This is a genomic window from Micromonospora sp. NBC_01796 (assembly GCF_035917455.1).
Lineage (GTDB): Bacteria > Actinomycetota > Actinomycetes > Mycobacteriales > Micromonosporaceae > Micromonospora_G.
In genome coordinates this window covers 1,367,635-1,391,752 of sequence record NZ_CP109078.1, presented here as the reverse complement: position 1 = coordinate 1,391,752, position 24,118 = coordinate 1,367,635, and the positions used below count along the sequence as shown (strand labels likewise).

The following is a 24,118-nucleotide window of genomic DNA, read 5'->3' as shown; positions in this document are numbered from 1 at the left end:
CCCGGCCAAGCAATGCTACTGGTAGGTAACATAGCGGGTGGGCAACTCCACAGCGTGCCGCGGTTGACCGATCGTTAAGGAACGCGGGACGCTGCGCCCCGGAACCGGGCGAGGCCGGCAACACCAACAGGAGGGTCGTCGAAGCGCGATGAACATCGTCGTACTCGTCAAGCAGGTGCCCGACTCGGGCGCGGACCGCAACCTGCGCAGTGACGACAACACCACCGACCGGGGGTCGGCAAACAACGTCATCAACGAGATGGACGAGTACGCCATCGAAGAGGCGTTGCGGATCAAGGAAGCGCACGGCGGCGAGGTGACCGTGCTGACCATGGGCCCGGACCGGGCCACCGAGTCGATCCGCAAGGCACTGTCGATGGGGCCGGACAAGGCCGTACACGTGCTCGACGACGCGCTGCACGGATCCTGCGCCGTCGCCACCTCCCGGGTGCTCGCGGACGCCCTCGGCACCCTCAACGCCGACCTGGTCATCTGCGGTGCGGAATCCACCGACGGCCGGGTCCAGGTGCTCCCGCACATGCTCGCCGAACGGCTCGGCGTCGCCGCGCTCACCGGTGCCCGCAAGCTCACCGTCGAGCCCGGTGCCGACGGCACGGTGCTGACCGCGGAGCGGCAGACCGAGGAGGGCTACGAGGTGGTCAGCGCCAACACCCCCGCGGTCGTCTCGGTCTGGGACACCATCAACGAGCCCCGGTACCCCTCGTTCAAGGGGATCATGGCGGCGAAGAAGAAGCCCGTACAGACCCTGTCCCTCGCCGACCTGGGCGTGCCCGCGGCCGAGGTGGGCAGCGCCGGCGCGACCAGTGTCGTGGTCGAGCACAGCAAGCGCCCGCCGCGCGCCGGCGGCGCCAAGGTCACCGACGAGGGCTCCGGCGGCGTCGCGCTGGTGGACTACCTCGCCACCGAGAAGTTCGTCTGAGCAGGTTCGAGAGAGAAGAGACGGTCATGGCTGAAGTGCTTGTCGTGGTCGAGGCCACCACAACGTTCGCTGTCAAGAAGGTCACCCTCGAACTGCTCACCCTGGCCCGCGAGCTGGGTACGCCCTCGGCCGTGGTGCTCGGCGGCCCCGGTGCCGCCGACGCGCTCACCGAGAAGCTGGGCGAGTACGGCGCGGCGAAGATCTACGCCGCGGAGAGCGAGGAGATCGACGGTCACCTGGTGGCCCCGAAGGCCACCGTGCTGGCCGAGCTGGTCAAGCGGGTGCAGCCCGCCGCCGTACTGCTCGGATCCACCCAGGAGGGCAAGGAGATCGCCGGCCGGCTGGCGGTCAAGCTGGACAACGGCATCCTCACCGACGTGGTCGAACTGGCCGCCGACGGCACCGCCACCCAGATTGCCTTCGCCGGTTCCGCCATCGTCAAGTCGAAGGTGACCCGCGGCCTGCCGCTGGTCACCCTGCGGCCGAACTCGGTCACCCCGAGCCCGGCCCCGGCCACCCCCGAGGTGGAGCGGCTCACCGTCGAACTCGGCGCGGCCGACAAGCTGACCCGGGTGGTCCAGCGGGTCGCCGAGCAGAAGGGCTCCCGGCCCGAGCTGACCGAGGCGTCGGTGGTCGTCTCCGGCGGTCGCGGCGTCGGCAACGCGGACAACTTCAAGCTGGTCGAGGAGCTGGCCGACCTGCTCGGCGGCGCGGTCGGCGCGTCCCGGGCCGCGGTCGACTCCGGGTTCTACCCGCACCAGTTCCAGGTCGGACAGACCGGCAAGACCGTGTCGCCGCAGCTCTACGTGGCGCTCGGCATCTCCGGTGCGATCCAGCACCGGGCCGGTATGCAGACCTCGAAGACCATCGTCGCGGTGAACAAGGACGGCGAGGCGCCGATCTTCGAACTCGCCGACTTCGGCGTGGTCGGCGACCTGTTCAAGGTGGTCCCGCAGGCCGCCGAGGAAATCCGCAAGCGCAAGTAGCACCCGCTCCACGGCCGACCCGGCATGGGCCGGTAAGGAGCGGCAAGTCGTACATGAGGGTGGCCGTCCGGATCCGGGCGGCCACTTTCGGCGTACGCGTTGACGGGGTCGGGGCGGCGTCGATCCGGGCGGGTCGCCGCAATCCGCGCCGAACCGGGCGAGCGGCGGCTGCCTCCGAACCGGGCTCGGATTACCGGGCCGGCCGCCCGTGCACTCCTTACGACTGCGGATAGGCTTGTCGCGATGACTTATCTGGATCACGCCGCGACCACGCCGATGCTCGAGTCGGCGCTCGAGGCGTACGTCGCCACCGCCCGCGAGGTCGGCAACGCCTCGTCGCTGCACTCCTCCGGCCGGTTGGCCCGCCGCCGCGTGGAGGAGTCCCGCGAACGGGTTGCCGCCGTCCTCGGCGCCCGCCCCTCCGAGGTGATCTTCACCGGCGGCGGTACGGAGAGCGACAACCTCGCGATCAAGGGCATCCACTGGGCCCGCCACACCGCCGAACCGGCCCGCAACCGGGTGGTGGTCAGCTCGGTCGAGCACCACGCCGTACTCGACTCGGTGCACTGGCTGGAGCAGCACGAGGGCGCCGACACCGGGCTGCTGGCGGTCGACGCCACCGGTCGGGTCGACCCGGAGACGCTCGCCGCCGAGCTGCGTGAACACGGCGAGCGGACCACCGTGGTCAGCGTCATGTGGGCGAACAACGAGGTGGGCACCGTACAGCCGATCGCCGCGCTCGCCGAGGTCGCCGCCGCGTACGGCATCCCGGTGCACACCGACGCCGTCCAGGCGGTCGGCCAGGTGCCGGTCGACTTCGCCGCCAGCGGGGTGGCCGCGCTCACCCTGACCGGGCACAAGCTCGGTGGCCCGGTCGGCGTCGGTGCCCTCCTGCTCGGCCGGGACGTGCCCTGCGCCCCGCTGCTGCACGGCGGCGGCCAGGAGCGCGACGTTCGCTCCGGCACCCTCGACGCGGCCGGCATCGTCGCCTTCGCGGTCGCGGTCGAGGCCTCCGTCACCGCCCAGCGCGAGTACGCCGCCCGGATCGCCACCCTCCGCGACGACCTGACCAAGCGCCTGGTCGAGGTGGTTCCGGAGGTGGTCCAGAACGGCGACCCGTGCGACCGGCTGCCCGGCAACGCCCACTTCTCCTTCCCCGGCTGTGAGGGCGACGCCCTGCTGATGCTGCTCGACGCCCAGGGGATCGCCTGCTCGACCGGTTCGGCCTGCTCCGCCGGGGTGGCCCAGCCGTCGCACGTACTGCTCGCCATGGGTGCCGACGACGACCGGGCCCGCTCGTCGTTGCGCTTCGCGCTCGGGCACACCTCGACCGCCGAGGACGTCGACGCGCTGATCGCCGCGCTGCCCGCCGCCGTCGAGCGGGCCCGCCGGGCCGGCGCGACCAGGTCTGCCCGGCGCTGACCGTGCGGGCCGTAGAGCTACCCTCGAACAGGTTGAAGGGGGTTTCCCGGTGAGGGTTCTGGCAGCAATGTCCGGCGGGGTCGACTCGGCGGTCGCCGCCGCGCGGGCGGTGGAGGCCGGGCACGAGGTGACCGGCGTGCACCTGGCGCTGTCGCGCAACCCGCAGACGTACCGGACGGGTGCGCGCGGCTGCTGCACGCTGGAGGACTCCCGGGACGCCCGGCGGGCCGCCGACGTGATCGGCATCCCGTTCTACGTCTGGGACATGGCGGACCAGTTCCACGAGGACGTGGTCGACGACTTCGTCGCCGAGTACGCCGCCGGCCGTACGCCGAACCCCTGCCTGCGCTGCAACGAGAAGATCAAGTTCTCGGCGGTGCTCGACCGGGCCATCGCCCTCGGCTTCGACGCCGTGGTCACCGGACACCACGCCCGGCGCGGCGAGGACGGTCTGCTGCGGCGCAGCGTCGACCTGGCCAAGGACCAGTCGTACGTCCTCGCGGTGCTGACCCGCGAGCAGCTCGACCGGTCGGTCTTCCCCCTCGGCGACTCGACCAAGGCCCAGGTCCGGACCGAGGCGGCCGAGCGCGGCCTCTCCGTGGCCGACAAGCCCGACTCGCACGACATCTGCTTCATCGCCGACGGGGACACCCGCAAGTTCCTCGCCGACCGGCTCGGAGAGGCGCCCGGCGACATCGTCGACGCCCGCACCGGAGCCGTCGTCGGCGCCCACGCCGGTGCGTACGCGTACACCGTCGGCCAGCGCAAGGGGCTCTCCCTCGGCGTGCCCGCCCCCGACGGCAAGCCCCGGTACGTGCTCTCCATCACTCCCAAGACCAACACCGTCACCGTCGGGCCGGTCGAGGCGCTGGAGGCCAGCGAGGTCGCCGCCCGACGTCCGGTGTGGACCGGTGGCGCCCTGCCGACCGAGGCCACGCAGTGCCAGGTGCAGCTCCGCGCCCACGGTGAGGTGGTTCCGGCCACGGTCCGGGTCACCGGCGACACCCTGCACGCCGAGCTGGGCCGGCCGGTCCGGGGCGTTGCCGCCGGTCAGGCGATCGTGGCGTACCGACCGGATCCGGCCGGCGACGTGGTGCTCGGGTCCGCGACCATCACTGGCTGATTTTCCCGCTTGGTGCACTAACCTCCGGCCTATGGACGCTCAGTCATGGCCATGGCCCACCGGTGCGGCTACCGGTATCGGTTCGATGCCCGGCACGGATGTCGCGGAGGTGCAGCGGATCGTGCTGGGCGAACTGCCCGCACTGCCGCACCTGGCGGAACTGCCCGGCCGGGGGCCCGGTGCCGACGTGATCGGCCGTACCGCCGGGTTCCTGGTCGACCTGCCGGTGGAGTTGTACACCGGCCGGTGGCGGGTGGCGGCGCGTTCCGGCAAGGACCTCCGCCGCGCCCATGACCTGCTGGAACGGGACCTCGACCAGCTCACCGAGCAGGCCGACGGCTTCACCGGCACCGTCAAGATCCAGGCGGCCGGACCGCTGACCCTGGCCGCCAACGTCGACCTCGCCATCGGTGGCAGGCTGCTGCGCGACCCCGGTGCCGTACGGGACCTGACCGACTCGCTCGCCGAGGGGCTGCGCGGGCACGTGGCCGACGTACGGCGACGGCTGCCCGGTGCGACCGTACTGCTGCAACTCGACGAGCCGTCGCTGCCGGCGGTACTCGCCGGGCACGTGCCGACGGAGAGCGGCTTCAGTGCGTACCGGGCGGTCGAGACGAGCGCCGCCCGTGACCTGCTGCGGATAGTGGTCGACGCCGCCGACGCCCCGCTCGTCGTGCACTGCTGCGCCCCCGACGTACCGCTGGACCTGTTCCGTACCGCCGGAGCCGTCGCCGTCGCGTTCGACCTCGACCTGATCACCCAGCTCGACCCGCTCGGCGAGGCGATCGAGTCCGGCCTCGGCCTGCTGGTCGGCGCCATCCCGTCCACGCTCCCCGCCTCCGGCGTGGCCCCCTCGGCGGAACAGGTGGCCGACCGCGTCCGCACCCTCTGGGGCAAACTCGGCTTCCCCCGCCCCCAGTTGGCCCAGCAGGTGGTAGTCACCCCCACCTGCGGCCTGGCCGGCGCCACCCCCGAGTACGCCCGCACCGCCCTCACCACCGCCCAAGAAACCGCCCGCCGCCTCCACGAGGTCTAACCCCCCGCCCCCGCCCCCGCCCCCCGCCCGCCCCCGCCCCGCGCGACGATCTTGCAGTTGTGGCGCCTGAATAGCGGTACTACTCCTGATTTGTGTACCGCCACAAGTGCAAGATCGACGCGTTGAACGGGTGGGGGGAGCGTTTTTGTGTCGTAGTCAGGGGGAAGGGTGGGGGCATGGTTGGTGAGTTGCGGAGTGTGGTGATCGACTGTCCGGATCCTCGGGGGCTGGCTGGCTTCTACGGGGAGTTGCTGGGGCGGTCGGTGGTTTACGACAGTGATGACTGGGTGACGCTCGGGGGAGGGCCGGGGCAGTCTCGGGTGGCCTTCCAGCTCGCTCCCGACCTGCTCGAACCCCGGTGGCCCGATCCGGAACGGCCGCAGCAGGTCCACCTCGACGTGACGGTGGAGGACATCGAGGAGGCCGAGCCGAAGGTGCTCGCCCTCGGTGCCACCCGGCTCTCCGGTGGGGGAAAGGACTTCCGGGTCTACGCCGACCCGGCGGGCCACCCGTTCTGCCTGTGCTGGGACAACTGACCGACGTCGGAACGACCGTTGCGCTCGCCGAATCGGGTTGACGACGACCGGCATGATCACCGCATGGGTGGGACGGAACCGGGTCGGCCGGCGCTGGGCGCGTCGGGGTCGTTGTTCGGGCTGGCGTACGGGGACGCGCTGGGCAAGCCGACCGAGTTCATGACGGTCGCGCAGATCGAGGCGCGTTACGGCCCCGGCGGCCCGCGCGACCTGACCGGGGATCCCGCCCTGGTCACCGACGACACCCAGATGGCACTGGCCGTCGGTTGGGCCTTGCGCGAGGCACCGGCAGCCACCCCGGAGGTCCTCGAACCGTTGCTGCGCGCCCGGTTTCTGGCCTGGGCCGTCAGCCCCGACAACAACCGGGCGCCGGGCATGACCTGCCTGCGGGCCTGCGGTGAACTGGCCAAGGGCGGCCCCTGGCAGGCGGCGACCGTGGCCGGATCCAAGGGCTGCGGCGCCAACATGCGGGTCACCCCGGTCGGGCTGGTGCCGACGTACGACCTGGACACCCTCGCCGGAGTCGCCCAGCTCCAGGCGGGGCTCACCCACGGGCACCCGACCGGGCTCGCGGCGAGCGAGCTGACCGCGTACGCGGTGCGGGTGTTGCGCGACGGCGCGGCGCTGGCCGAGGTGCCCGGCCTGCTGCGGCAGCGGGCCATCGGTCAGCGGATTGTTTACCGGGGTGACTGGCTGGGGGACCTGTGGCAGCGTCCGGGGGTCGGTGACCCGGCCGAGTTCATCGCCCTCGGTTGGGACGAGTGCCTGGGCGCGCTCGATCGGCTCGAAGAGGTGTTGGCGGAGCCGGACGACGGGGAAGATCCGTGCCTGGCCACCGGTGAGGGCTGGATCGCCGAGGAGGCGTTGGCGACCGCGCTGCTCTGCGCGCTGCGGCACCCGGACGACCCGGTGTCGGCCCTGGCCCGCGCGGCGACCACCTCCGGTGACTCGGACTCGATCGCCGCCCTGGCCGGTGCGTTCCTCGGCGCGGCGGACGGCCTGGCAGTCTTCCCCGAGGACTGGCTCGACCGGATCGAGTACGCCGACCAGCTCACCGCCCTCGGCGACGCCTGGGACTGAGCCGACCCGCGCCGGCCACCGCCACCGTCACCTGGTCATGGGGATGAAACGAGCCACCTCGTGCATCCCGAGCCCGGTGTAGAGCCGACGTGGCAGGGGATAGCCGTTGTCGCCACGGGGGCCGACGATCGCCTGGTCGGCGCCGAGATCACGGGCCACCTGCAACATTCTCGTGCACAACGCCCCCGCCAGACCGCGCCTGCCGTGCTCCGGGTCGGTCCCGACCGGCTCGAAGAGTACGGACCCCGAGTCGACGTCCAGCCAGCCCAGCCCGTACGCGGCGAACGAACCGTCCGCCGCCACGGCGACCAGGTCCAGTTCCGGGTGGTAGACCGGCGAGGCCAGCACGGCACGGTGCTTGTCGACCGAGTAGCTCGAACCCGGCTCGTCACCGGTCACCGGCAGGCCCAGCATCCTCTTGATCCTGGCCGGCGCCCAGCACCGGCGATGTACGTCAACCCGCTCGGTGAGCTCGTCCCCGCGTACGGGACGGATCGTGTAGCCAGCGGAGTCGGCGCGGGTCCCGAGGTCCGCGAGGTCCACCAGGCTCCGCCAGAGCTGTGCGAACCACGGCCCTTCGGCGTGCCGGAAGCCGCGCTCGGCCAGGACTGCGGTGAGGGCGGTGTCGTGATCGCTCACCTCGACGGTGACCCGGGGTGCCAGGTGGACCAGTTCGTCGACGGCGGCGGCGCGCTGCGCGGCAGTCAGGTCGGGCCCCAGGTGCAGGGACGCCTGCGCGGGCTGGTCCGATGCTCCGGACAGCCACACGTCCGCGAATCCCAGGAGGGGATCACCCCAGGTGAGGGTGGCGTCGGGAACCGGGCTGCCGTCACCCCGGGCGCCGGCCCAGGCCACGTTACCGGCATGCAGGCGCTGCCGAGGGTTCCAGGATCGCCGCACACAGTCCAGCCGCTCGCCGAGTTCGCTGCCGCTCATGGAACAAGTCGTCCCGGCCGGGGCCGTACGGTCAAGTGGTTTTCCGTGAGCTGATGCATCCTGTGAGCTTCGGCGGGTGGTTCCGTTTCGGGACATTGCCTCGCGCTGCGGTACGGCATGCTGGCCGACGTGGCCGCCTTCGATCGTGAGACGGATCAGGATCGGGTGGACTACCGCCTGATGATGCGTTCACCCGTGCGAATGATGCACAGTCGAGCACTCCTCGACGACACCGTCACCTGGCTACGGGAGCACGACTACCACGTCGTGTCAGTGGACGCCTCCTGGATGATCGCCTCCCACATGTTCCGTGACCTTGCCTCGGCGCTCGGCAATGTCTGCCACGACCAGTGGCAGTGCCTCAGCGAGGGAGTCTGGGAGGCGGTGGCGGACACGTGGGACCGGTGCGCTGGCTTTGTCCTCGTACTCCATGGCTTCGACGTGTTCGTGCAGTACCACCGTGAAGAAGCCCAGACCCTCCTCGACGTGATCGCCGAACGGGCGTGGCCAGCCGCCCTGCTCGGCAAACGCGTCATCTGTCTGGTCCAGACCGACGACCCGGACCTTCGGCTGCGACCGGTCGGCATGTCCACCCCGTCCTGGACGGACGCCGAGTGGAGCCATGCGTCACGAGGACTCTGACGCTCGACACGCGCGGATCACCGTGCGGCCTCTCGGGCTGTGGCGGATTCGTACCCCTGGAGGGGCAGTGGAACGCCACAGCCCGGCCCGGCGGGTCAGGACGGGTCAGCGGGTGCGGCGTACGCGGTGGAGTTGGGTGACCCGGTGCCACAGGTCGGCGTCGCAACTGCCGGCCCGGTTCTCGAACGAGGTCAGTGAGACCGTGATCGGGTCGGACAGGTCGAGCCAACTGTCCCGGGCGGCGGTCCGGTCCCAGCTCCGGGTGGGGATCTTCACGTGGTCGTCGCGCTCGCTCTTGTCCTGGCTGGTGATCTTCAGGACGTCCGCGCCCCGACGACCGCCGCGCAACACCAGGCACGGGCGTACCTTCGAACCGGTTCCGTCCTCGAACGGGACGTCGGCCCACCAGATCTCGCCGGGCTGCGGGCGTACCCTCGGCTCGGCCGGCTTGGTTGCGGGGCCGGACCTCGGGCGCGGCGGTGCGGTGGGACGACCCCGGGGCCGCCGTGGCGCGCGGCCCGGACGGGACGGGCGGCCCGGACCCCGACGGAACCGGCGTACGGCCCAGCCGGTCACGCCCGCGACCAGGCCGATCCCGATCAGCCAGAGCAGCCAGGTGGGCATCGGTACTCCCTGATCATCGGAGGTCTGTCGGCCGTGGCGATCCTCGCACGGCACCGGGCGGGCGGCATCCGGAGCCGGCGGGTCCGGCTCGGCGGCATCCGGTGGCAGCGGGTCCGGCGCCCCGGCCTCCGGATGTCCGACGGGACCTATACGGTGCGGAGGTAACGCGAGCACGGAGGTCAACTGGTGTCAGAGGAAGCGATCCCGCAGCAGGTCAGCGCCGAACAGGAGGCGGCGGCCGGCGCCGATCCGAGCGCGGCCGACCGGGAGCGGCACGCCGAGCTGGCCACCGAGATCACCGACCACCAGTACCGGTACTACGTGCTGGACACGCCGAGCATCCCGGACGCCGACTTCGACCGGATGCTGCGCGAGCTGGAGGCACTGGAGGAGGGTTTCCCGTCGCTGCGGACGCCGGAGTCGCCCACCCAGCGGGTCGGCGGGACCTTCTCCACGCTGTTCACGCCCGTCGACCACGCCGAGCGGATGATGTCGCTGGACAACGCCTTCGACCTCGACGAGCTGGCCGCGTGGGCCGAGCGGGTGGAACGGGACGCCGGGGGAGCGGTCAGCTACCTGTGCGAACCGAAGGTCGACGGGCTGGCGATCAACCTGACCTACGAGAACGGCCGGCTGGTCCGGGCCGCGACCCGAGGTGACGGTCGCACCGGCGAGGACGTCACCCCGAACGTACGGACCATCCGGACCATCCCCGAGCGGCTGGCCGACGGCGCCGACGTCCCGGAGCTGCTGGAGGTCCGGGGCGAGATCTACTTCCCGGTCGCCGACTTCGCCGACCTGAACGCGTCCCTGGTCGAGCAGGGCAAGGACCCGTTCGCCAACCCGCGCAACGCCGCCGCCGGCAGTCTGCGGCAGAAGGATCCCCGGATCACCGCGTCCCGCCCGCTGAGCATGGTGGTGCACGGGATCGGCGCCCGGCGCGGGTTCGAACCGGTGGCCCAGTCCGAGTCGTACGCGACGCTGCGGGCCTGGGGGCTGCCGACCAGCGACCGGTGGCGGGTCGTCCCGGACCTCGCCGGGGTACGCGACTACATCGACTACTACAACGAGCACCGGCACGACGTCGAGCACGAGATCGACGGGGTGGTGGTGAAGGTCGACCCGGTCGCCATCCAGGGCCGGCTCGGCTCCACCAGCCGCGCCCCCCGGTGGGCGATCGCCTTCAAGTACCCGCCGGAGGAGGTGACCACCAAGCTGCTCGACATCGAGGTCAACGTCGGGCGTACCGGTCGGGTCACCCCGTTCGCGGTCCTGGAACCGGTCCGGGTGGCCGGGTCCACGGTCGCGTTGGCGACCCTGCACAACGCCCGCGAGGTGGAGCGCAAGGGGGTGCTGATCGGCGACACCGTGGTTATCCGGAAGGCCGGTGACGTCATCCCCGAGGTGCTCGGCCCGGTGGTCGACCTGCGCCCGCCGGACGCCCGCCCGTTCGAGATGCCGACCCACTGCCCGTCCTGCGGCACCCCCCTGGCCCCGGCCAAGGAGGGCGACGTCGACATCCGCTGCCCCAACACCCGGTCCTGCCCGGCCCAGTTGCGGGAGCGGGTGTACCACCTGGCCAGCCGCAACGCCCTCGACATCGAGGTGCTGGGGGAGAAGGGGGCGGCGGCTCTGCTCGACGCGCGGGCGATCGTCGACGAGGGCGACCTGTTCTCGCTGGACGCCGACAAGCTGGCCTCGGTGCCGCTGTTCGTCAACAAGGACGGCAGCCTGGGCAGCAACGCGGTCAAGCTGCTCGACAACCTGGTCGAGGCCCGCCAGCGCCCGCTGTGGCGGGTGCTGGTGGCGCTCTCCATCCGGCACGTCGGGCCGACCGCCGCCCAGGCACTGGCCCGGCAGTTCGGGTCGATCGAGCGGATCGAGCAGGCCAGTGAGGAGGAACTCTCCTCGGTGGACGGGGTCGGCCCGAGGATCGCCACCAGCCTCCGGGAGTGGTTCACCGTCGACTGGCACCGCGAGGTCGTACGCAAGTGGACCGAGGCCGGGGTCCAGATGGCCGAGGAGCAGGTCGAGCAGGGGCCGCGCCCGCTGGAGGGGATCACGGTCGTGGTCACCGGCACCCTGGCGTCGTATTCCCGTGACCGGGCGGCGGAGGCGGTGCAGTCGCGCGGCGGAAAGGTCAGCGGTTCGGTTTCGAAGAAGACCCATTTCGTGGTGGTGGGCGACAACCCGGGGAGTAAGGCTGACAAGGCGGCGTCACTGAAGGTGCCGATCCTGGACGAGGCCGGATTCGAGATTCTGCTGGCCGAAGGCCCGGAGGCGGCGGTCGAGACGGCGGCTAACGCGGCAAAAGCTAACGAAGAGTAAGCATCTGATTAGCGCTGCGTTATAGTTCGCCCCTGGCGAGATGCCGCGTATTTCAAGTTAGTCACGACTACAACCGATTCGCGTCTGTCGCCCCCCACATCCGTCCGATGAGGGCGTTTGATGGTTGCACCAGCGCGGCAGGTGGCCGCGCCCCGGGACCACGGGTCGGGAGGTCGCATGGAGGCCGCAGTGTTGCGGAACTCCGTTCCTCCTGGACGGGCAACCGCATTCTTCGGCTTTGTCTGGGCGGTCGTCGTATTGGCGGCCCTGCTCTCCGCCGTACCGCTGATGTCGTTGCCCGACCAGATTCCCCAACTGCCGCCGGCATTCTGGGTCATGGCCGCGCTCGCCGCCGTATCCGACGCGCGACCATTCACCCCGCCGGGCCGCCGGCAGAGTTCGGCGGTATTTCCCAGCATCTGCTTCACCTTCGCCATCCTGCTCGGCTGGGGACCCGCCCCGGCGATCGCCGTGCAGGCGGTCGCCGTACTGGTCTCCGGGTTCCGGCTGCGGCACGCCCCGTGGCGGATCGTGTTCAACATCGCCCAGTACGCCTGCGCCCTCACCGCCGCACACGCGGTCGCCCGCCTCGGCCCCGAAGCCGCCTTCGGTGCCCGCCCCCACCCCACCTGGGCCGACGTGGCGATCGTCGCCGTTGCCGCAGCCGCGTGGTTCGCCGTCAAGTACGGCTCCGTCACCCTCGCCGTACGGTTGCGCTTCGGCACCCCGTGGTGGCCGGCGTTCCGGCACGGACTCGGCTTCGAACTGCTCTCCACCGGGTCCCTGCTGCTGCTCGGCCCGGTGGTGGTGGCCGCCGCGCGGGTCAGCCCCGCGCTGATCCCCCTGGTCCTGGTGCCGCTCTACGCGGTCTACCGGATGGCCCGGCTCTCCGGCGAACAGGAACAACTCGCCCGGCTCGACCCCCTCACCGCGCTGCCGAACCGCAAGGCCCTGTACGCCGAGGTCGCCGACCAGATCGCCATCCACGCCGAACAGGCCGCCAAGGGAGCCGACGGCCGGCACCTGGCCCTGCTCCTGCTCGACCTCGACCGGTTCAAGCACGTCAACGACGCCCTCGGGCACGGGGTCGGGGACCGGCTGCTGGTCCGGGTCGGCGAACGGCTCACCGTCACGGTCCGACCCGCCGACCTGGTCGCCCGGCTCGGCGGGGACGAGTTCGCCGTACTGGCGACCGGGTTGGTGGAGGTGGACGAGGCCCGTGCCCTGGCGGAACGGGTGGTCGAGGCGCTGGTCGAACCGGTCGCCCTGGACGGGCTGCCGTTGGACGTCAGCGGCTCCATCGGCATCGCGGTCTACCCCGAACACGGCGAGGACTTCGCGACCCTGATGCGCCACGCCGAGGTGGCCATGTACGACGCCAAGAACCGGGGTGACACCGTCGCCGTCTACGCCCCCGAGTCCGACCACAACTCCCCGGAGCGGCTGAACCTCCTGGCCGACCTGCGCCGGGTCCTCGACCGGGCCGGTGGAGCCGACGCCGGTGAGATCACCATGTACTACCAGCCGCAGATCGCGATCTCCACCGGCGAGGTCGTCGGGGTCGAGGCGCTGCTGCGGTGGCGGCACCCCAAACGCGGCCAGGTCGACCCGGAGGAGCTGATCCGGGTGGCCGAACAGAGCGCGGTGATGCGCCTGTTGACCCGTCGAGTCATCGACGACGTGGTGGAACAGCTCGCGAAGTGGTCGGCCGCCGGGATCGCCGTACGGGCCGCGGTCAACGTCAGCGTCCGTGACCTGCACACCGGGGAGATCGCCGACCAGCTCGCCGATCGGCTCACCCGGTACGGCGTACCGCCGTCCTGGATCCAGTTGGAGATCACCGAGGGCGCCCTGATGGCCGACCCGCACCGGGTCCTGGCCACCATCGCCCGGCTCGACAAGATCGGCGTGGCCATCGCCCTGGACGACTTCGGCACCGGCTACTCCTCCATGCAGCACCTGCGCCGGCTGCCGCTGGCCGAGGTGAAGGTCGACCGTTCGTTCGTACTCGGAATGGCGACCGACGCCGACGACGCCGCCATCGTCCGGTCGGTGATCGAACTGGCCGGCGCGCTCGGCCTGCGGGTCGTTGCCGAGGGCGTGGAGGACGCCCGGACCTGGCGGCTGCTGCACGCCGCCGGCTGCGACGTCGCCCAGGGCTGGTTCTACGCCCGGCCGATGCCGGCCGACGAACTGGTCTCCTGGCTGGCCCGCTACCGTCCGTTGGTGCCCGGCCCGGTTCAGGAGACCCCCGGCCGGCACCGGACCAAGCCCCCGATCGCCGTCGAGGCCCTCCCCCGCGACCCGGACCCGACAGCCGACACCGACACGTCCGCCCCGGCGCAAGCCCCGACCGCCCCGGCGCAAGCCCCGGCCGAGGCGGGGTCCGAACCGGTCGGCAAGGGCGAGTCGTACGTCCTGGAGCAGGTCGGAGGCGACGGAACGTACCTGACCGTGCAGATCGAGGACGACGGGTCGTTCCTGCCGGAGCCGCCGAGCGGGGAGCCGGCCGAGCTTGCCGGGGCGGGGGGAGTCGGGGAGAGCGCGTCTCCGGCTGACAAATAGACTCGCTCGGGTCACGGCGCGCGTGTCACGCTGCGCCGGTAAGCACGTCCACGCACGAAGGGGGCACCGATGGCCGCCATCTCCCGCGAGGAGGTCGCGCACCTGGCGCGGCTGTCGCGGCTCGCCGTCACCGAGGAGGAGCTGCAGACCTTCGCCGGCCAGCTCGACGTGATCCTCCAGTCGGTGGCCCGGGTCGGTGAGGTGACCGCGGCCGACATCCCGCCCACCTCGCACTCCGTGCCGCTGACCAACGTGCTCCGCGAGGACGTCGTGGTGCCGTGCCTGACCCCGGCCGAGGCGCTGTCCGGTGCACCGGATGTCGATGAACAACGCTTCCGCGTACCGCGGATCCTGGACGAGGAGGCCTGACCGGCATGAGTGACGTGACCAGGATGACCGCGACGGAGGTCGCGGCCCTTGTCGCCGGTGGCGAGGCGTCCGCGGTCGAGGTGACCCGGGCGCACCTCGACCGGATCGCCGAGGTCGACGGCCGGGTGCACGCCTTCCTGCACGTCGACACCGAGGGGGCGCTCGCCGCCGCCCGCGACGTCGACGCCCGCCGGGCCGCCGGTGAGCCCCTCGGCCCGCTCGCCGGGGTGCCGGTCGCGGTCAAGGACGTGCTCACCACCAAGGGCGTGCCGACCACCGCCGGGTCCAAGATCCTCGAAAACTGGCGCCCGCCGTACGACTCGACCATCGTCCAGCGCCTGCGCGCCGCCGGTACGGTGCCGATCGGCAAGACCAACATGGACGAGTTCGCGATGGGCTCCTCCACCGAATACTCCGCCTACGGACCCACCAACAACCCGTGGGACCTGGGCCGGATCCCCGGCGGCTCCGGTGGTGGCAGCGCCGCCGCCCTGGCCGCGTACGAGGCGCCGCTGGCGATCGGCTCCGACACCGGCGGCTCGATCCGCCAGCCCGGTGCGGTCACCGGCACCGTCGGCGCGAAGCCCACCTACGGCGGCACCTCCCGCTACGGGCTGATCGCCTTCTCGTCGTCGCTGGACACCCCCGGCCCGTGCGCCCGTACGGTCGAGGACGCGGCCCTGCTGCACGCGGTCATCGGTGGGCACGACCCGCGCGACTCCACCTCCATCCCGCAGCCGGTCCCGGACGTGGTCGCCGCCGCCCGGCTCGGCGCGACCGGTGACCTGACCGGCGTACGGCTCGGCATCGTCACCGAGTTCTCCGGCGAGGGCGCCGAACCGGGTGTCCTGGCCGCGTTCCGCGAGTCGGTCGACACGCTGACCAAGCTCGGTGCCGAGGTCGTCGAGGTCTCCTGCCCGCACTTCGAGTACTCGCTCCCGGCGTACTACCTGATCGCGCCGAGCGAGTGCTCGTCCAACCTGGCCCGGTTCGACGGGGTCCGGTTCGGGCTCCGGGTCGGCGACGACGGAGTCAAGTCGCTCGAAGAGGTCATGTCCCTCACCCGCGAACAGGGCTTCGGCCCCGAGGTCAAGCGGCGGATCATCCTCGGCACGTACGCGCTGTCGTCGGGCTACTACGACGCGTACTACGGGCAGGCGCAGAAGGTCCGTACCCTGATCACCCGGGACTTCAACGCCGCGTTCGAGCAGGTCGATGTGCTGATCTCGCCGACCACCCCGTTCGTGGCGTTCCCGTTCGGGTCGCGGACCGGGGACCCGTACCAGATGTACCTCGCCGACCTGTTCACCATCCCGACGAACCTGTACGGCGGCCCGGCGATCTCGGTCCCCTGCGGCCTGTCCGAGGGGCTGCCGGTGGGTCTTCAGATCATGGCGCCGACCATGGCCGACGACCGGATGTACCGGGTCGCCGCCGCCCTGGAGTCCGCGGTCGGCACCTTCACCCCGCCGGCACTCTGATTACGCTTGAACATGCTTTGTCCGGATGACGCTCGAGAGCTGGAGTATTGATGAGCGCGATCGTCCTGCCCTCGTACGACGACGTCGTCGAGCGGTACGAGCCGGTGGTCGGCCTGGAGACCCACGTCGAGCTGGGCACGAACACCAAGATGTTCTGTGGCTGCCCGACCGACTTCGGCGGCGAGCCGAACACCCGTACCTGCCCGGTCTGCCTCGGCCTGCCCGGTTCGCTGCCGGTGGCCAACAAGGCCGCGATCGAGGCGACGATCCGGATCGGTCTCGCGCTCAACTGCACCATCGCCGACTGGTGTCGGTTCGCCCGGAAGAACTACTTCTACCCGGACATGCCGAAGAACTTCCAGATCAGCCAGTACGACGAGCCGCTCTGCGTCGACGGTTACCTCGACGTCGAGGTGCAGGGCAAGACGGTACGGATCGGCATCGAGCGGGTGCACATGGAGGAGGACACCGGTAAGTCGCTGCACGTCGGCGGCGCCACCGGTCGGATCCACGGTGCCACCGAGTCCCTGGTCGACTACAACCGGGCCGGCATCCCGCTGGTCGAGATCGTCACCAAGCCGATCCCCGGCACCGGTGCGCTCGCCCCCGAGACCGCCCGCGCGTACGTCACCGAGCTGCGCGACGTGCTGCGCTCGCTCGGCGTCTCCGACGTACGGATGGAGGAGGGTTCACTGCGCTGCGACGTGAACACCTCCCTCAACCTGCCCGGTGACGAGTGGGGTACCCGTACCGAGACGAAGAACGTCAACTCGCTGCGTTCGGTCGAGCGGGCCGTACGGTCGGAGATGCTGCGGCAGGCCGCCCTGCTCGACGCCGGTACGAAGATCATCCAGGAGACCCGGCACTTCCAGGAGGACACCGGCGACACCCGTCCCGGCCGGTCCAAGGAAACCGCCACCGACTACCGCTATTTCCCCGAGCCGGACCTGGTGCCGATCGCACCGGACCGGGCCTGGGTCGCCGAGCTGAAGGCCGCCCTGCCGGAGCTGCCCCGGGTGCATCGGCAGCGGTTGCAGGAGCAGTGGGGGCTGTCCGACCTCGACATGCAGTCGGTGCTGAACGCGGGTGCGGTCGAGCTGATCGAGCAGACCGTCGCCGCCGGCACCACCCCGGCCGGCGCCCGCAAGTGGTGGCTCGGTGAGCTGTCCCGGCGGGCCAACGAGTCCGGCGTCGACCTCGCCGCGGTCGGGGCGACCCCGGCCCAGGTGGCCGAACTCCAGCGACTCGTGGACGAGGGCAAGCTCAACGACAAGCTCGCCCGTACCGTGCTCGAAGGCGTGGTGGCCGGCGAGGGCGGCCCGAGCGAGGTCATGGCGGCCCGTGGGCTCGGCGTGGTCTCCGACACCGGTGCGCTGACCGCCGCCGTCGACGAGGCGATCGCCGCGAACCCGGACATCGCCGCCAAGATCCGTGACGGCAAGGTCGCCGCCGCCGGAGCCCTGGTCGGCGCCGTCATGAAGACCACCCGAGGCCAGGCCGACGCCAAAACCGTCCGCGACCTGATCCTGGCCCGCCTCAGCTAGCCCCGGCCGCCGCCCGCTCACCTCGCGGGCCAGCAACGATCGGGTTCGCTCGGATGTAGAGAAGGAGTGGCTACCCCCCAGGGGGTAGCCACTCCTTCTCTACATCCGCACCTCCCACCCCGCCCCCTACCCTGCGGGTGCACGGGCCGGTCCTGGTTCGTCGATCTAGGGCAAATGGTGGCGAGTTGATCTCTGTGCGCCACCATTTGCCCTAGATCGACGAGATGAGGGGTGGGGGGAAGGGGTTGGTTAGCGGGTGGGGGTGGGGGTGGGGGTGGGTGGGATGACGGGGGTGGGGTGCCGGGTAGGGAGGGGGCGGGGATGGTGGCGCCGGGGGAGGGGGTGGCGCTGGTGGTGGGGGTGGGCTGCGGGGGCTCGACCAGGTGGCGTTCGAGGCTGACCTGGGCCTGGCCGGTGCCGCCGACCTGGATGTCGTCGTAGGCCTGGAGCATCTTCTGCTGGTCGAAGTAGAGCACCGACAGGGCCAGGGGCAGCGGCTTCTCGCCCTCCAGGCCCCGCAGGCCCGCGCCACCGGTGGACCCCTCCACCAGCATCAGGGTGGGCGGTTGACCGGGCAGCGGGGGCAGCGGGTCGATCTCGCGGTGGTGTACGTGACCGGCCAGCACCAGCGGGCACGCTCCGTTGAGCGCGACGCCGGACGCGGGGTCGTGTACGAGCGCGATGTCGACCGGTGGCTGCGCCGCCCGTACGGTCGCGGCCAGTTTCTCGCCCGCGCCGGTGACCTGTTCCATCACCTGGGGCGTGCCGCCGGACCCGTTCGGCGAGGTCTCCTTGTCCGGGGTGAAACGGGGGTCGCCGATCCCGGCGATGGTCAGCCCGGCGACCGTCCGGACGGTGTTGTCCAGGACGATCGCGTTCGGTTGCCGGGCCACGGCGGCGGCGGTGGCGGCCGAGTCGTGGTTGCCCCGGATGAAGACGTACGGCACCTGGAGGACGCCGATGGAGCCGAGGAAGGACGCCTCCGGCTCGCTGCCCCAGTCGGTGATGTCCCCGGTGTCGATCACCACGTCGATGTCGAACTGCTCCACGACGGTCCGTATCACCTGCCACCCGGTCGGATTGAGGTGGATGTCGGAGACGTGCAGCACCCGGGTGGTGCCCTGGGCCGGTTCGAAGACCGGGAGGGCGGAGACGGTGGTGTAGAGCTTGCTGACGTTGCCGACGAGTCGTTGCACCTGGTCGGCGTACTTGCCGTAGTCGTTGGCGATGCGTCGGGCGTCACCGACCACGGCCGGCGCGTTGACCAGCAAACCTTCGTAGCGGGGTTCCTCGACCGACTCCGGTCGGATGGTCAGCGCGGCGACGCCGAGACTCCCGCCGCTGAGCAGCAGCGCCAGCCCGCCGGCCCAGGCGACCCGTCGGGTGTTGCGGAACACCAGGAAGGCCAGGACCAGCGTGGCCAGTACGGCGACCGAGACGGTACGCAGCCCGACCCGGATGACGCCGTTGGTGACGTCGGAGACGGCGGACTGGCTGGCGCGGGCGATCCCGGCCGGGTCGCCGATCAGCGCCTCGGTGCGGCGCAGGTCGAGGGAGCCGAGCTGGATCGACAGGTGGGCCGGGCCGGCGTGGCTGTCGATCTGGAGGGAGCCCAGGGGCGGGATGTCGACCGAGGTGCCGCCGCTGACCGTGGGGGTGATCGCCATCTCGGCCCGGAACGGCCCGATGTCGACGTTCACCCGGCCGGCGAGCAGCACTCCGCCGACCACTCCGGCGAGCGCCACCAGGATGATGCTCAGGCCCATCCCCGTACGCCGGGCGGGTTTCGAGGTCAGTGCCCGGCCGGTGAGGCGCAGGACCGCCCGTACCGGGCGGGTGATCAGGCGCAGCGTCGAGCCTGCCCGGCGGCGGGTGGCCGGGGTGTGGCCGGTGCCGGGGGGCTGTTCGTCGTCGTTCCCTTGCCTGTCCATGTGCAAATCATTCCCTGCCCGGTACGGGTTCTCCGGAAACCCGGTCAGGCCGGTTGGAATACATCGTGTGGTGCCCGTCCGTCTCGGTCGTGCGGTGTGTGCGGTTCCGTCACCGCCGGTCGGTCGGCTCCGGCCGGCTCCGGCGGTGTCGGTCGGTCAGCTCCGGCCGGCGCCGCCGCCGGAGAAGACGAGCCGGATGATCCGGTCGTCGGTCGCGGCGGGTTCGCCTCGGCCGTCGTGGTTGGAGGTGGAGATCCAGAGTGAGCCGTCGGGTGCCAGGACGGCGGTACGCAGGCGGCCGTACTCGCCGGTGAGGATGGATCGGGGCTGCCCGAGCACACCACCGGCGGCGGTCAGTTCGAGCAACCAGATCCGTTCGCCGCGCAGGCAGGCGGCGGCGAGCAGGTTCTCCACCACGGCGACCCCGGAGCAGGAGGCGTCGGCGGTCTTCCAGACCGCCAGCGGCTTGCTGAACTTCGGGTCGGTTTCGGCCCCGCCCTCTCCCTCGACCTCGGGCCAGCCGTAGTTCTTGCCGGGCTCGATGAGGTTGATCTCGTCCCAGGTGTTCTGGCCGAACTCGCTGGCGTAGAGCCGCTTGTTCGCGTCCCAGGCGATGCCCTGGACGTTGCGGTGGCCCAGGGACCAGACCAGCGAGTTGGGGAACGGGTTGCCGGGGGCGGGTTTGCCGTCCGGCGTCATCCGCAGGATCTTGCCGCCGAGGCTCTTCGGGTCCTGGGACAGGCCGCGCTGGGAGGCGTCGCCGGTGGTGGCGTAGAGGTAGCCGTCCGGGCCGAACGCGAGCCGCCCGCCGTTGTGGATGCCGGAGAGCGGGATGCCGGTGACGATCGGGGCCGGCTTCTCGCCGAGGACTAACCTGGCGACCCGGTTGTCCTCGCCGGTCGAGTAGTAGACGAAGACGCTCTTGTCCTGGTCGTAGGCCGGTGAGACGGCGATCCCCATCAGCCCGCCCTCGCCGGCCGCGTCCACCTCGGGCAGGGTCTGCACGGTGGTGACCTTGAGCCCGTCGGTGTCGGACTCCGGCCCGACCTTGAGGATCTTGGCGGTGTCCCGCTCGGTGACCAGGGCGCCGCCGTCGGGCAGGAAGGCGATGCCCCACGGCACCCGCAGGCCGGTGGCCAGGACCGTCGCCGCGACCTGCTGGTCGACGCCGCCGGGCCGGGCGGTCGCGGTGACCGACGGGGTGGGGAAGGTGGGTGGTTCGCCGGCGGGGTCCGGCTCCGGGTCGCCGAAGGCGCATCCGCTGGTCGCGAGGACGGCCGCCGCGCAGAACGCGACCGCCGCCCGGGTCCGGGTGCGGCGGGGGTACGGGGGGCGAACGTTCACCCGGCCCAGCCTAGCCGGAGCGGACGGGCACCCCGTGCCGTGCTCGATCAATCGGCACACTCCTTCGACGAATCGCTGGTCGGGCGACCCGCCGGTGACCGGGGCGTCAAACGGGTAAACCACGGCAAACGTGTAAGACTCCGGCCGTGGTGGTCGGAACGGTGGCGCAGCCGGCGGAATCCGAGGCGGCGTACGACCGGTCCCGGCGCCTCGCGTTGCCGGTGGCGGTCGCGTTCGGCCTGCTCGGGGTCGCGTACCGGCTGGTCCTGTTGGTGAACGAGGTGCCGCCGGCCAACAGTGACGAGGCGACGAGCGGGCTCGTCGCGATGCACGTCGCACAGGGCCGGGAGTTCCCGCTGTTCTTCTACGGCCAGCACTACATGGGTGCGCTGGAGTCGTACCTCGCGGCGCCGCTGTTCGCCCTTTTCGGTCCGTCCACCCTCGCCCTGCGCCTGCCGAACCTGCTCCTCTACGCCGCCTTCCTGGCCCTGGTCTGGCAACTCACCCGCCGGCTCTACACCCCGTGGTTGGCCACCGTCACGGTGGGGCTGCTGGCGCTCGGCTCCGACCGGGTGCTGAAGAACCAACTGGTGAGCGCCGGGGGCTACCCGGAGATGAACCCCGCCGGTGTCCTCCTGGTGCTGGTCGCGGTGAACCTCGGCCTCGCCGGTTGGACGGGCCGGCGCCGGCTGTTCGCGTACGCCGGGTTCGGGCTGGTCGCCGGGCTCACCCTCTGGGACGACTGGCTGGTGCTCCCGTACGTCGGCGCGGCCGGTCTGCTCCTGCTCGTGGTCGGCCGGCGAGAACTGCGCGGCAGGGCGGGACTGGCCCTCGGCGGTGGTCTGCTGGCCGGGCTGGTGCCGATCGTGGCGCACAACCTGACCGCCGCACCGGAGAACCGTTCACTGGCCAGCTACGCCACCCTCGGCGGTGATCCGGGCGCGTCGTGGCCGGACCGGCTGCACGGCGGGATCCTCTTCGGCCTGCCGATGGGCACCGGGTTCTGCGCACCGGGCCGATGCGCGCCGTGGCAGCTCTGGTGGGGTGTGGTCGGTCCGATCCTGCTGGTGGTGGCCGGGGTGCTGGCGGTCCGGGCGCTGCGCGCCGGGTCCGGTGTCGAGCGGATCCGCCAGGGCGGTCGGCTGGTCCTGGTGGTCGGTGCCGCGCTGAGCCTGATCGCGTACGCGACCAGCAGCGCCGCAGCCGACACGCGGGTGGAGAGTGCCCGTTACCTGTCCTGCCTGCTGATCTCGTTCCCGGCCCTGCTCTGGCCGCTCTGGTCGGCGGCAACCGTGCCGCCGTGGTCGCATCGGTCCGGGTCGGCCCGGTCGCGCCGGTCCGGGTCGGAGCCCGGCGAGCGGGTACGCCGGGCCGGATGGCTGCGCTGGTCGGCGCGGGGTCTGTTGGCCGCGTTGGTGGCGAGCCTGGCGGTGGCCACCGGGCAGTTGGTGAGCCGGGTGCCGGAGTTGGGTCGGGTGGCCGACCAGCGGCGGGAACTGGTCTCGGCACTGGACCGGCTCGGCGTGTCGCGGTTCTACGGCGAGTACTGGACCTGCAACAACATCACCTTCCAGACCCGTGAGCGGCTGGTCTGTGCGGTGATCAGGGACGACCTCCGGGCCGGTTGGGACCGCTACCTGCCGTACCGGGACGCGGTCGGTCGGGCGGGACGTCCGGCGTACGTGCTGCCGGCCGGTACGGCGTTGAGCGCGGCCGTGGCCGGGTACCTGGGCGGGACCGGGGTGCCGGTGGACACCACGACCGTCGCCGGGTACGACATCTACCGACCCGTGGCACGGGTGGACCTGCCGAGGCGGTGAGCGCGTACGGCGGTTAGGGTCGGCGGCTGTGAAGGCTTGGATTCCGCACGAGCACGGCCGGTCGATGCTCGGGGAGCTCCCCGACGGCGTACGCGTCGAGATCGCCCCGGACCCGGACCGGTTGCCGTCGGACCCGTCCGGGGTGCAGTTCTGGGTGCCGCCGTTCCTCGCGCGCTCCGAGGTCGTACGCCTCGCGGCCGACCTGCCCGACCTGCGGGTGGTCCAGTTGCTCACCGCGGGCGCGGATGCCTGGGCCGACCGGCTCCCCGACGGGGTGGTCCTCTGCGACGCGCGGGGTGTCCACGACTCGCCGACCGCCGAGTGGGTGGTCACCGCGATCCTCGCCCACCTGCGGATGTTCCCGTACTTTGCCCGCGCCCAGTCCCGCCACGAGTGGTCGTACGCCCAGGCGACGCCGACCGACGAGCTGGCCGGCAAGCGGGTGCTGATCGTCGGCGCCGGTTCGATCGGGGCGGCCCTGACCGCCCGCCTGCGGCCGTTCGAGGTGGAGCTGACCCTGGTCGCCCGGACCGCCCGCCCCGCCGAGGGCGTACGCGGGGTCGCGGAGTTGCCGGCGTTGCTGCCGGCGGCGGACATCGTGGTGCTGCTGGTGCCGCTGACCGGGGCGACCCGTGGGCTGGTCGACGCGCGTTTCCTGGCCGCGATGCCGGACGGTGCGCTGCTGGTGAACGCGGCCCGTGGCCCGGTTGCCGACACCGACGCGCTGGTGGCGGAGTTGAAAACCGGTCGGCTGAGCGCGGCCCTCGACGTGACCGACCCGGAGCCGCTGCCGGCGGATCATCCGCTCTGGGAGTTGCCGAACGTCCTGCTCACCCCGCACGTCGGCGGCACCGTACGCGGCCTGCTGCCGCGCGGTTACCGGCTCGCCGGTGACCAGTTGCGCCGCCTCGTGGCCGGGGAGCCGCTGCTGAACGAGGTGGTCGACGGCTACTGAGCCGTCGAGGGCGCCTGGTCGTCCGTACCCAGGAGGTGCTGACCGCTCGCGGCGACCAGCCGGTGCAGACCGTCGGCCGGCACCGCGGGCAGCGACACGACCTGACCGCCGGTGAGGAACGCGATCACCCGGCGCCGATCGTCGACGCCCAGTTGGACCACCTCGTGCCAGGGGATCAGCCGCTGCCCGAACAGGGCCCGGACCTTCATCCCGGCCCGGTCCGCGTCGGTGCCGGCGCGCCAGGCCCAGATGCCGATCAGCAGCGGGATGAGCAGTACCGGGGTGAAGTACCAACCGGCGCTGGCCAGCGGCAGGGCGCTGATGAACGCGATCACGGCGGCCACCCAGATCGCCTGGCTGTACCGGAAGTGGACGGTATCGGTGCTGGTCACCTCCCTAGTTTCGCACCCGGTCCGGACCCCGCCACCGGTGGGAGTCGACCCGTCCGGGCCGATC

Annotated in this window: 19 protein-coding genes and 1 pseudogene; 15 read left to right on the top strand and 5 right to left on the bottom strand. The window is 71.6% G+C overall.

The window, feature by feature from the left end; all coding sequences use genetic code 11:
* Nucleotides 1-148: 148 nt before the first annotated feature.
* From OIE47_RS06395 to OIE47_RS06365, 7 genes are all read left to right on the top strand, one after another.
* Complete coding sequence (locus tag OIE47_RS06395; RefSeq protein ID WP_326560567.1) at nucleotides 149-940, top strand: electron transfer flavoprotein subunit beta/FixA family protein; 792 nt, start codon at nucleotides 149-151, stop codon at nucleotides 938-940.
* A 26-nt stretch (nucleotides 941-966) separates the two neighbouring features.
* Nucleotides 967-1,926, top strand: coding sequence for an electron transfer flavoprotein subunit alpha/FixB family protein (locus OIE47_RS06390; RefSeq protein WP_326560566.1), 960 nt, complete (start codon nucleotides 967-969; stop codon nucleotides 1,924-1,926).
* 243 nt (nucleotides 1,927-2,169) lie between these two features.
* The gene (locus OIE47_RS06385; protein ID WP_326560565.1) at nucleotides 2,170-3,348 is read left to right on the top strand and encodes a cysteine desulfurase family protein; all 1,179 of its coding nucleotides are present in this window, start codon (nucleotides 2,170-2,172) and stop codon (nucleotides 3,346-3,348) included.
* 49 nt (nucleotides 3,349-3,397) lie between these two features.
* A complete protein-coding gene (mnmA, locus tag OIE47_RS06380) occupies nucleotides 3,398-4,471 on the top strand; it encodes a tRNA 2-thiouridine(34) synthase MnmA (RefSeq protein WP_326560564.1) in 1,074 nt (357 codons plus the stop codon).
* Nucleotides 4,472-4,502: 31 nt separating this feature from the next.
* Complete coding sequence (locus OIE47_RS06375; protein ID WP_326560563.1) at nucleotides 4,503-5,507, top strand: methionine synthase; 1,005 nt, start codon at nucleotides 4,503-4,505, stop codon at nucleotides 5,505-5,507.
* Between the two features lie 176 nt (nucleotides 5,508-5,683).
* The gene (locus OIE47_RS06370; RefSeq protein WP_326560562.1) at nucleotides 5,684-6,043 is read left to right on the top strand and encodes a VOC family protein; all 360 of its coding nucleotides are present in this window, start codon (nucleotides 5,684-5,686) and stop codon (nucleotides 6,041-6,043) included.
* A 63-nt stretch (nucleotides 6,044-6,106) separates the two neighbouring features.
* Complete coding sequence (locus OIE47_RS06365; protein WP_326560561.1) at nucleotides 6,107-7,123, top strand: ADP-ribosylglycohydrolase family protein; 1,017 nt, start codon at nucleotides 6,107-6,109, stop codon at nucleotides 7,121-7,123.
* Nucleotides 7,124-7,150: 27 nt separating this feature from the next.
* Here the strand turns inward: OIE47_RS06365 and OIE47_RS06360 are convergent, their stop codons facing one another.
* Nucleotides 7,151-8,059, bottom strand: coding sequence for a GNAT family N-acetyltransferase (locus tag OIE47_RS06360; protein WP_326560560.1), 909 nt, complete (start codon nucleotides 8,057-8,059; stop codon nucleotides 7,151-7,153).
* Nucleotides 8,060-8,188: 129 nt separating this feature from the next.
* Here OIE47_RS06360 and OIE47_RS06355 point away from each other — a divergent pair, with 129 nt between their 5' ends.
* Nucleotides 8,189-8,701, top strand: coding sequence for a hypothetical protein (locus OIE47_RS06355; protein ID WP_326560559.1), 513 nt, complete (start codon nucleotides 8,189-8,191; stop codon nucleotides 8,699-8,701).
* A gap of 105 nt (nucleotides 8,702-8,806) precedes the next feature.
* Here the strand turns inward: OIE47_RS06355 and OIE47_RS06350 are convergent, their stop codons facing one another.
* Entirely contained in the window at nucleotides 8,807-9,325 is a 519-nt protein-coding gene (locus OIE47_RS06350; RefSeq protein ID WP_326560558.1) for a type II toxin-antitoxin system PemK/MazF family toxin, read from the bottom strand.
* Nucleotides 9,326-9,511: 186 nt separating this feature from the next.
* Here OIE47_RS06350 and ligA point away from each other — a divergent pair, with 186 nt between their 5' ends.
* From ligA to gatB, 5 genes are all read left to right on the top strand, one after another.
* Entirely contained in the window at nucleotides 9,512-11,653 is a 2,142-nt protein-coding gene (ligA, locus tag OIE47_RS06345; protein WP_326560557.1) for an NAD-dependent DNA ligase LigA, read from the top strand.
* Nucleotides 11,654-11,830: 177 nt separating this feature from the next.
* Complete coding sequence (locus OIE47_RS06340; RefSeq protein ID WP_326560556.1) at nucleotides 11,831-14,218, top strand: putative bifunctional diguanylate cyclase/phosphodiesterase; 2,388 nt, start codon at nucleotides 11,831-11,833, stop codon at nucleotides 14,216-14,218.
* A 69-nt stretch (nucleotides 14,219-14,287) separates the two neighbouring features.
* On the top strand, nucleotides 14,288-14,587 hold the full coding sequence (gatC, locus tag OIE47_RS06335) for an Asp-tRNA(Asn)/Glu-tRNA(Gln) amidotransferase subunit GatC (protein ID WP_326560555.1): 300 nt from the start codon (nucleotides 14,288-14,290) through the stop codon (nucleotides 14,585-14,587).
* Between the two features lie 5 nt (nucleotides 14,588-14,592).
* Nucleotides 14,593-16,068: an Asp-tRNA(Asn)/Glu-tRNA(Gln) amidotransferase subunit GatA gene (gene gatA / locus OIE47_RS06330; protein WP_326560554.1), complete on the top strand. Its 1,476-nt coding sequence runs from the start codon at nucleotides 14,593-14,595 to the stop codon at nucleotides 16,066-16,068.
* A 50-nt stretch (nucleotides 16,069-16,118) separates the two neighbouring features.
* Nucleotides 16,119-17,612 (top strand): Asp-tRNA(Asn)/Glu-tRNA(Gln) amidotransferase subunit GatB, encoded by a 1,494-nt coding sequence (gatB, locus tag OIE47_RS06325; protein ID WP_326560553.1) that lies wholly within the window; start codon nucleotides 16,119-16,121, stop codon nucleotides 17,610-17,612.
* A gap of 332 nt (nucleotides 17,613-17,944) precedes the next feature.
* Here gatB and OIE47_RS06320 read toward each other — a convergent pair.
* Nucleotides 17,945-19,543: pseudogene (locus OIE47_RS06320) on the bottom strand (metallophosphoesterase family protein); the annotation flags it as partial.
* A 156-nt stretch (nucleotides 19,544-19,699) separates the two neighbouring features.
* Entirely contained in the window at nucleotides 19,700-20,887 is a 1,188-nt protein-coding gene (locus tag OIE47_RS06315; RefSeq protein ID WP_326560552.1) for a PQQ-dependent sugar dehydrogenase, read from the bottom strand.
* 146 nt (nucleotides 20,888-21,033) lie between these two features.
* Here OIE47_RS06315 and OIE47_RS06310 point away from each other — a divergent pair, with 146 nt between their 5' ends.
* Entirely contained in the window at nucleotides 21,034-22,707 is a 1,674-nt protein-coding gene (locus OIE47_RS06310) for a hypothetical protein (protein ID WP_326560551.1), read from the top strand.
* A gap of 28 nt (nucleotides 22,708-22,735) precedes the next feature.
* Nucleotides 22,736-23,662, top strand: coding sequence for a 2-hydroxyacid dehydrogenase (locus OIE47_RS06305; protein ID WP_326560550.1), 927 nt, complete (start codon nucleotides 22,736-22,738; stop codon nucleotides 23,660-23,662).
* On the opposite strand, the gene OIE47_RS06300 is transcribed toward OIE47_RS06305, so the two are convergent.
* Complete coding sequence (locus tag OIE47_RS06300) at nucleotides 23,656-24,054, bottom strand: PH domain-containing protein (protein ID WP_326560549.1); 399 nt, start codon at nucleotides 24,052-24,054, stop codon at nucleotides 23,656-23,658. The genes OIE47_RS06305 and OIE47_RS06300 overlap by 7 nt on opposite strands.
* Nucleotides 24,055-24,118 lie beyond the last annotated feature (64 nt).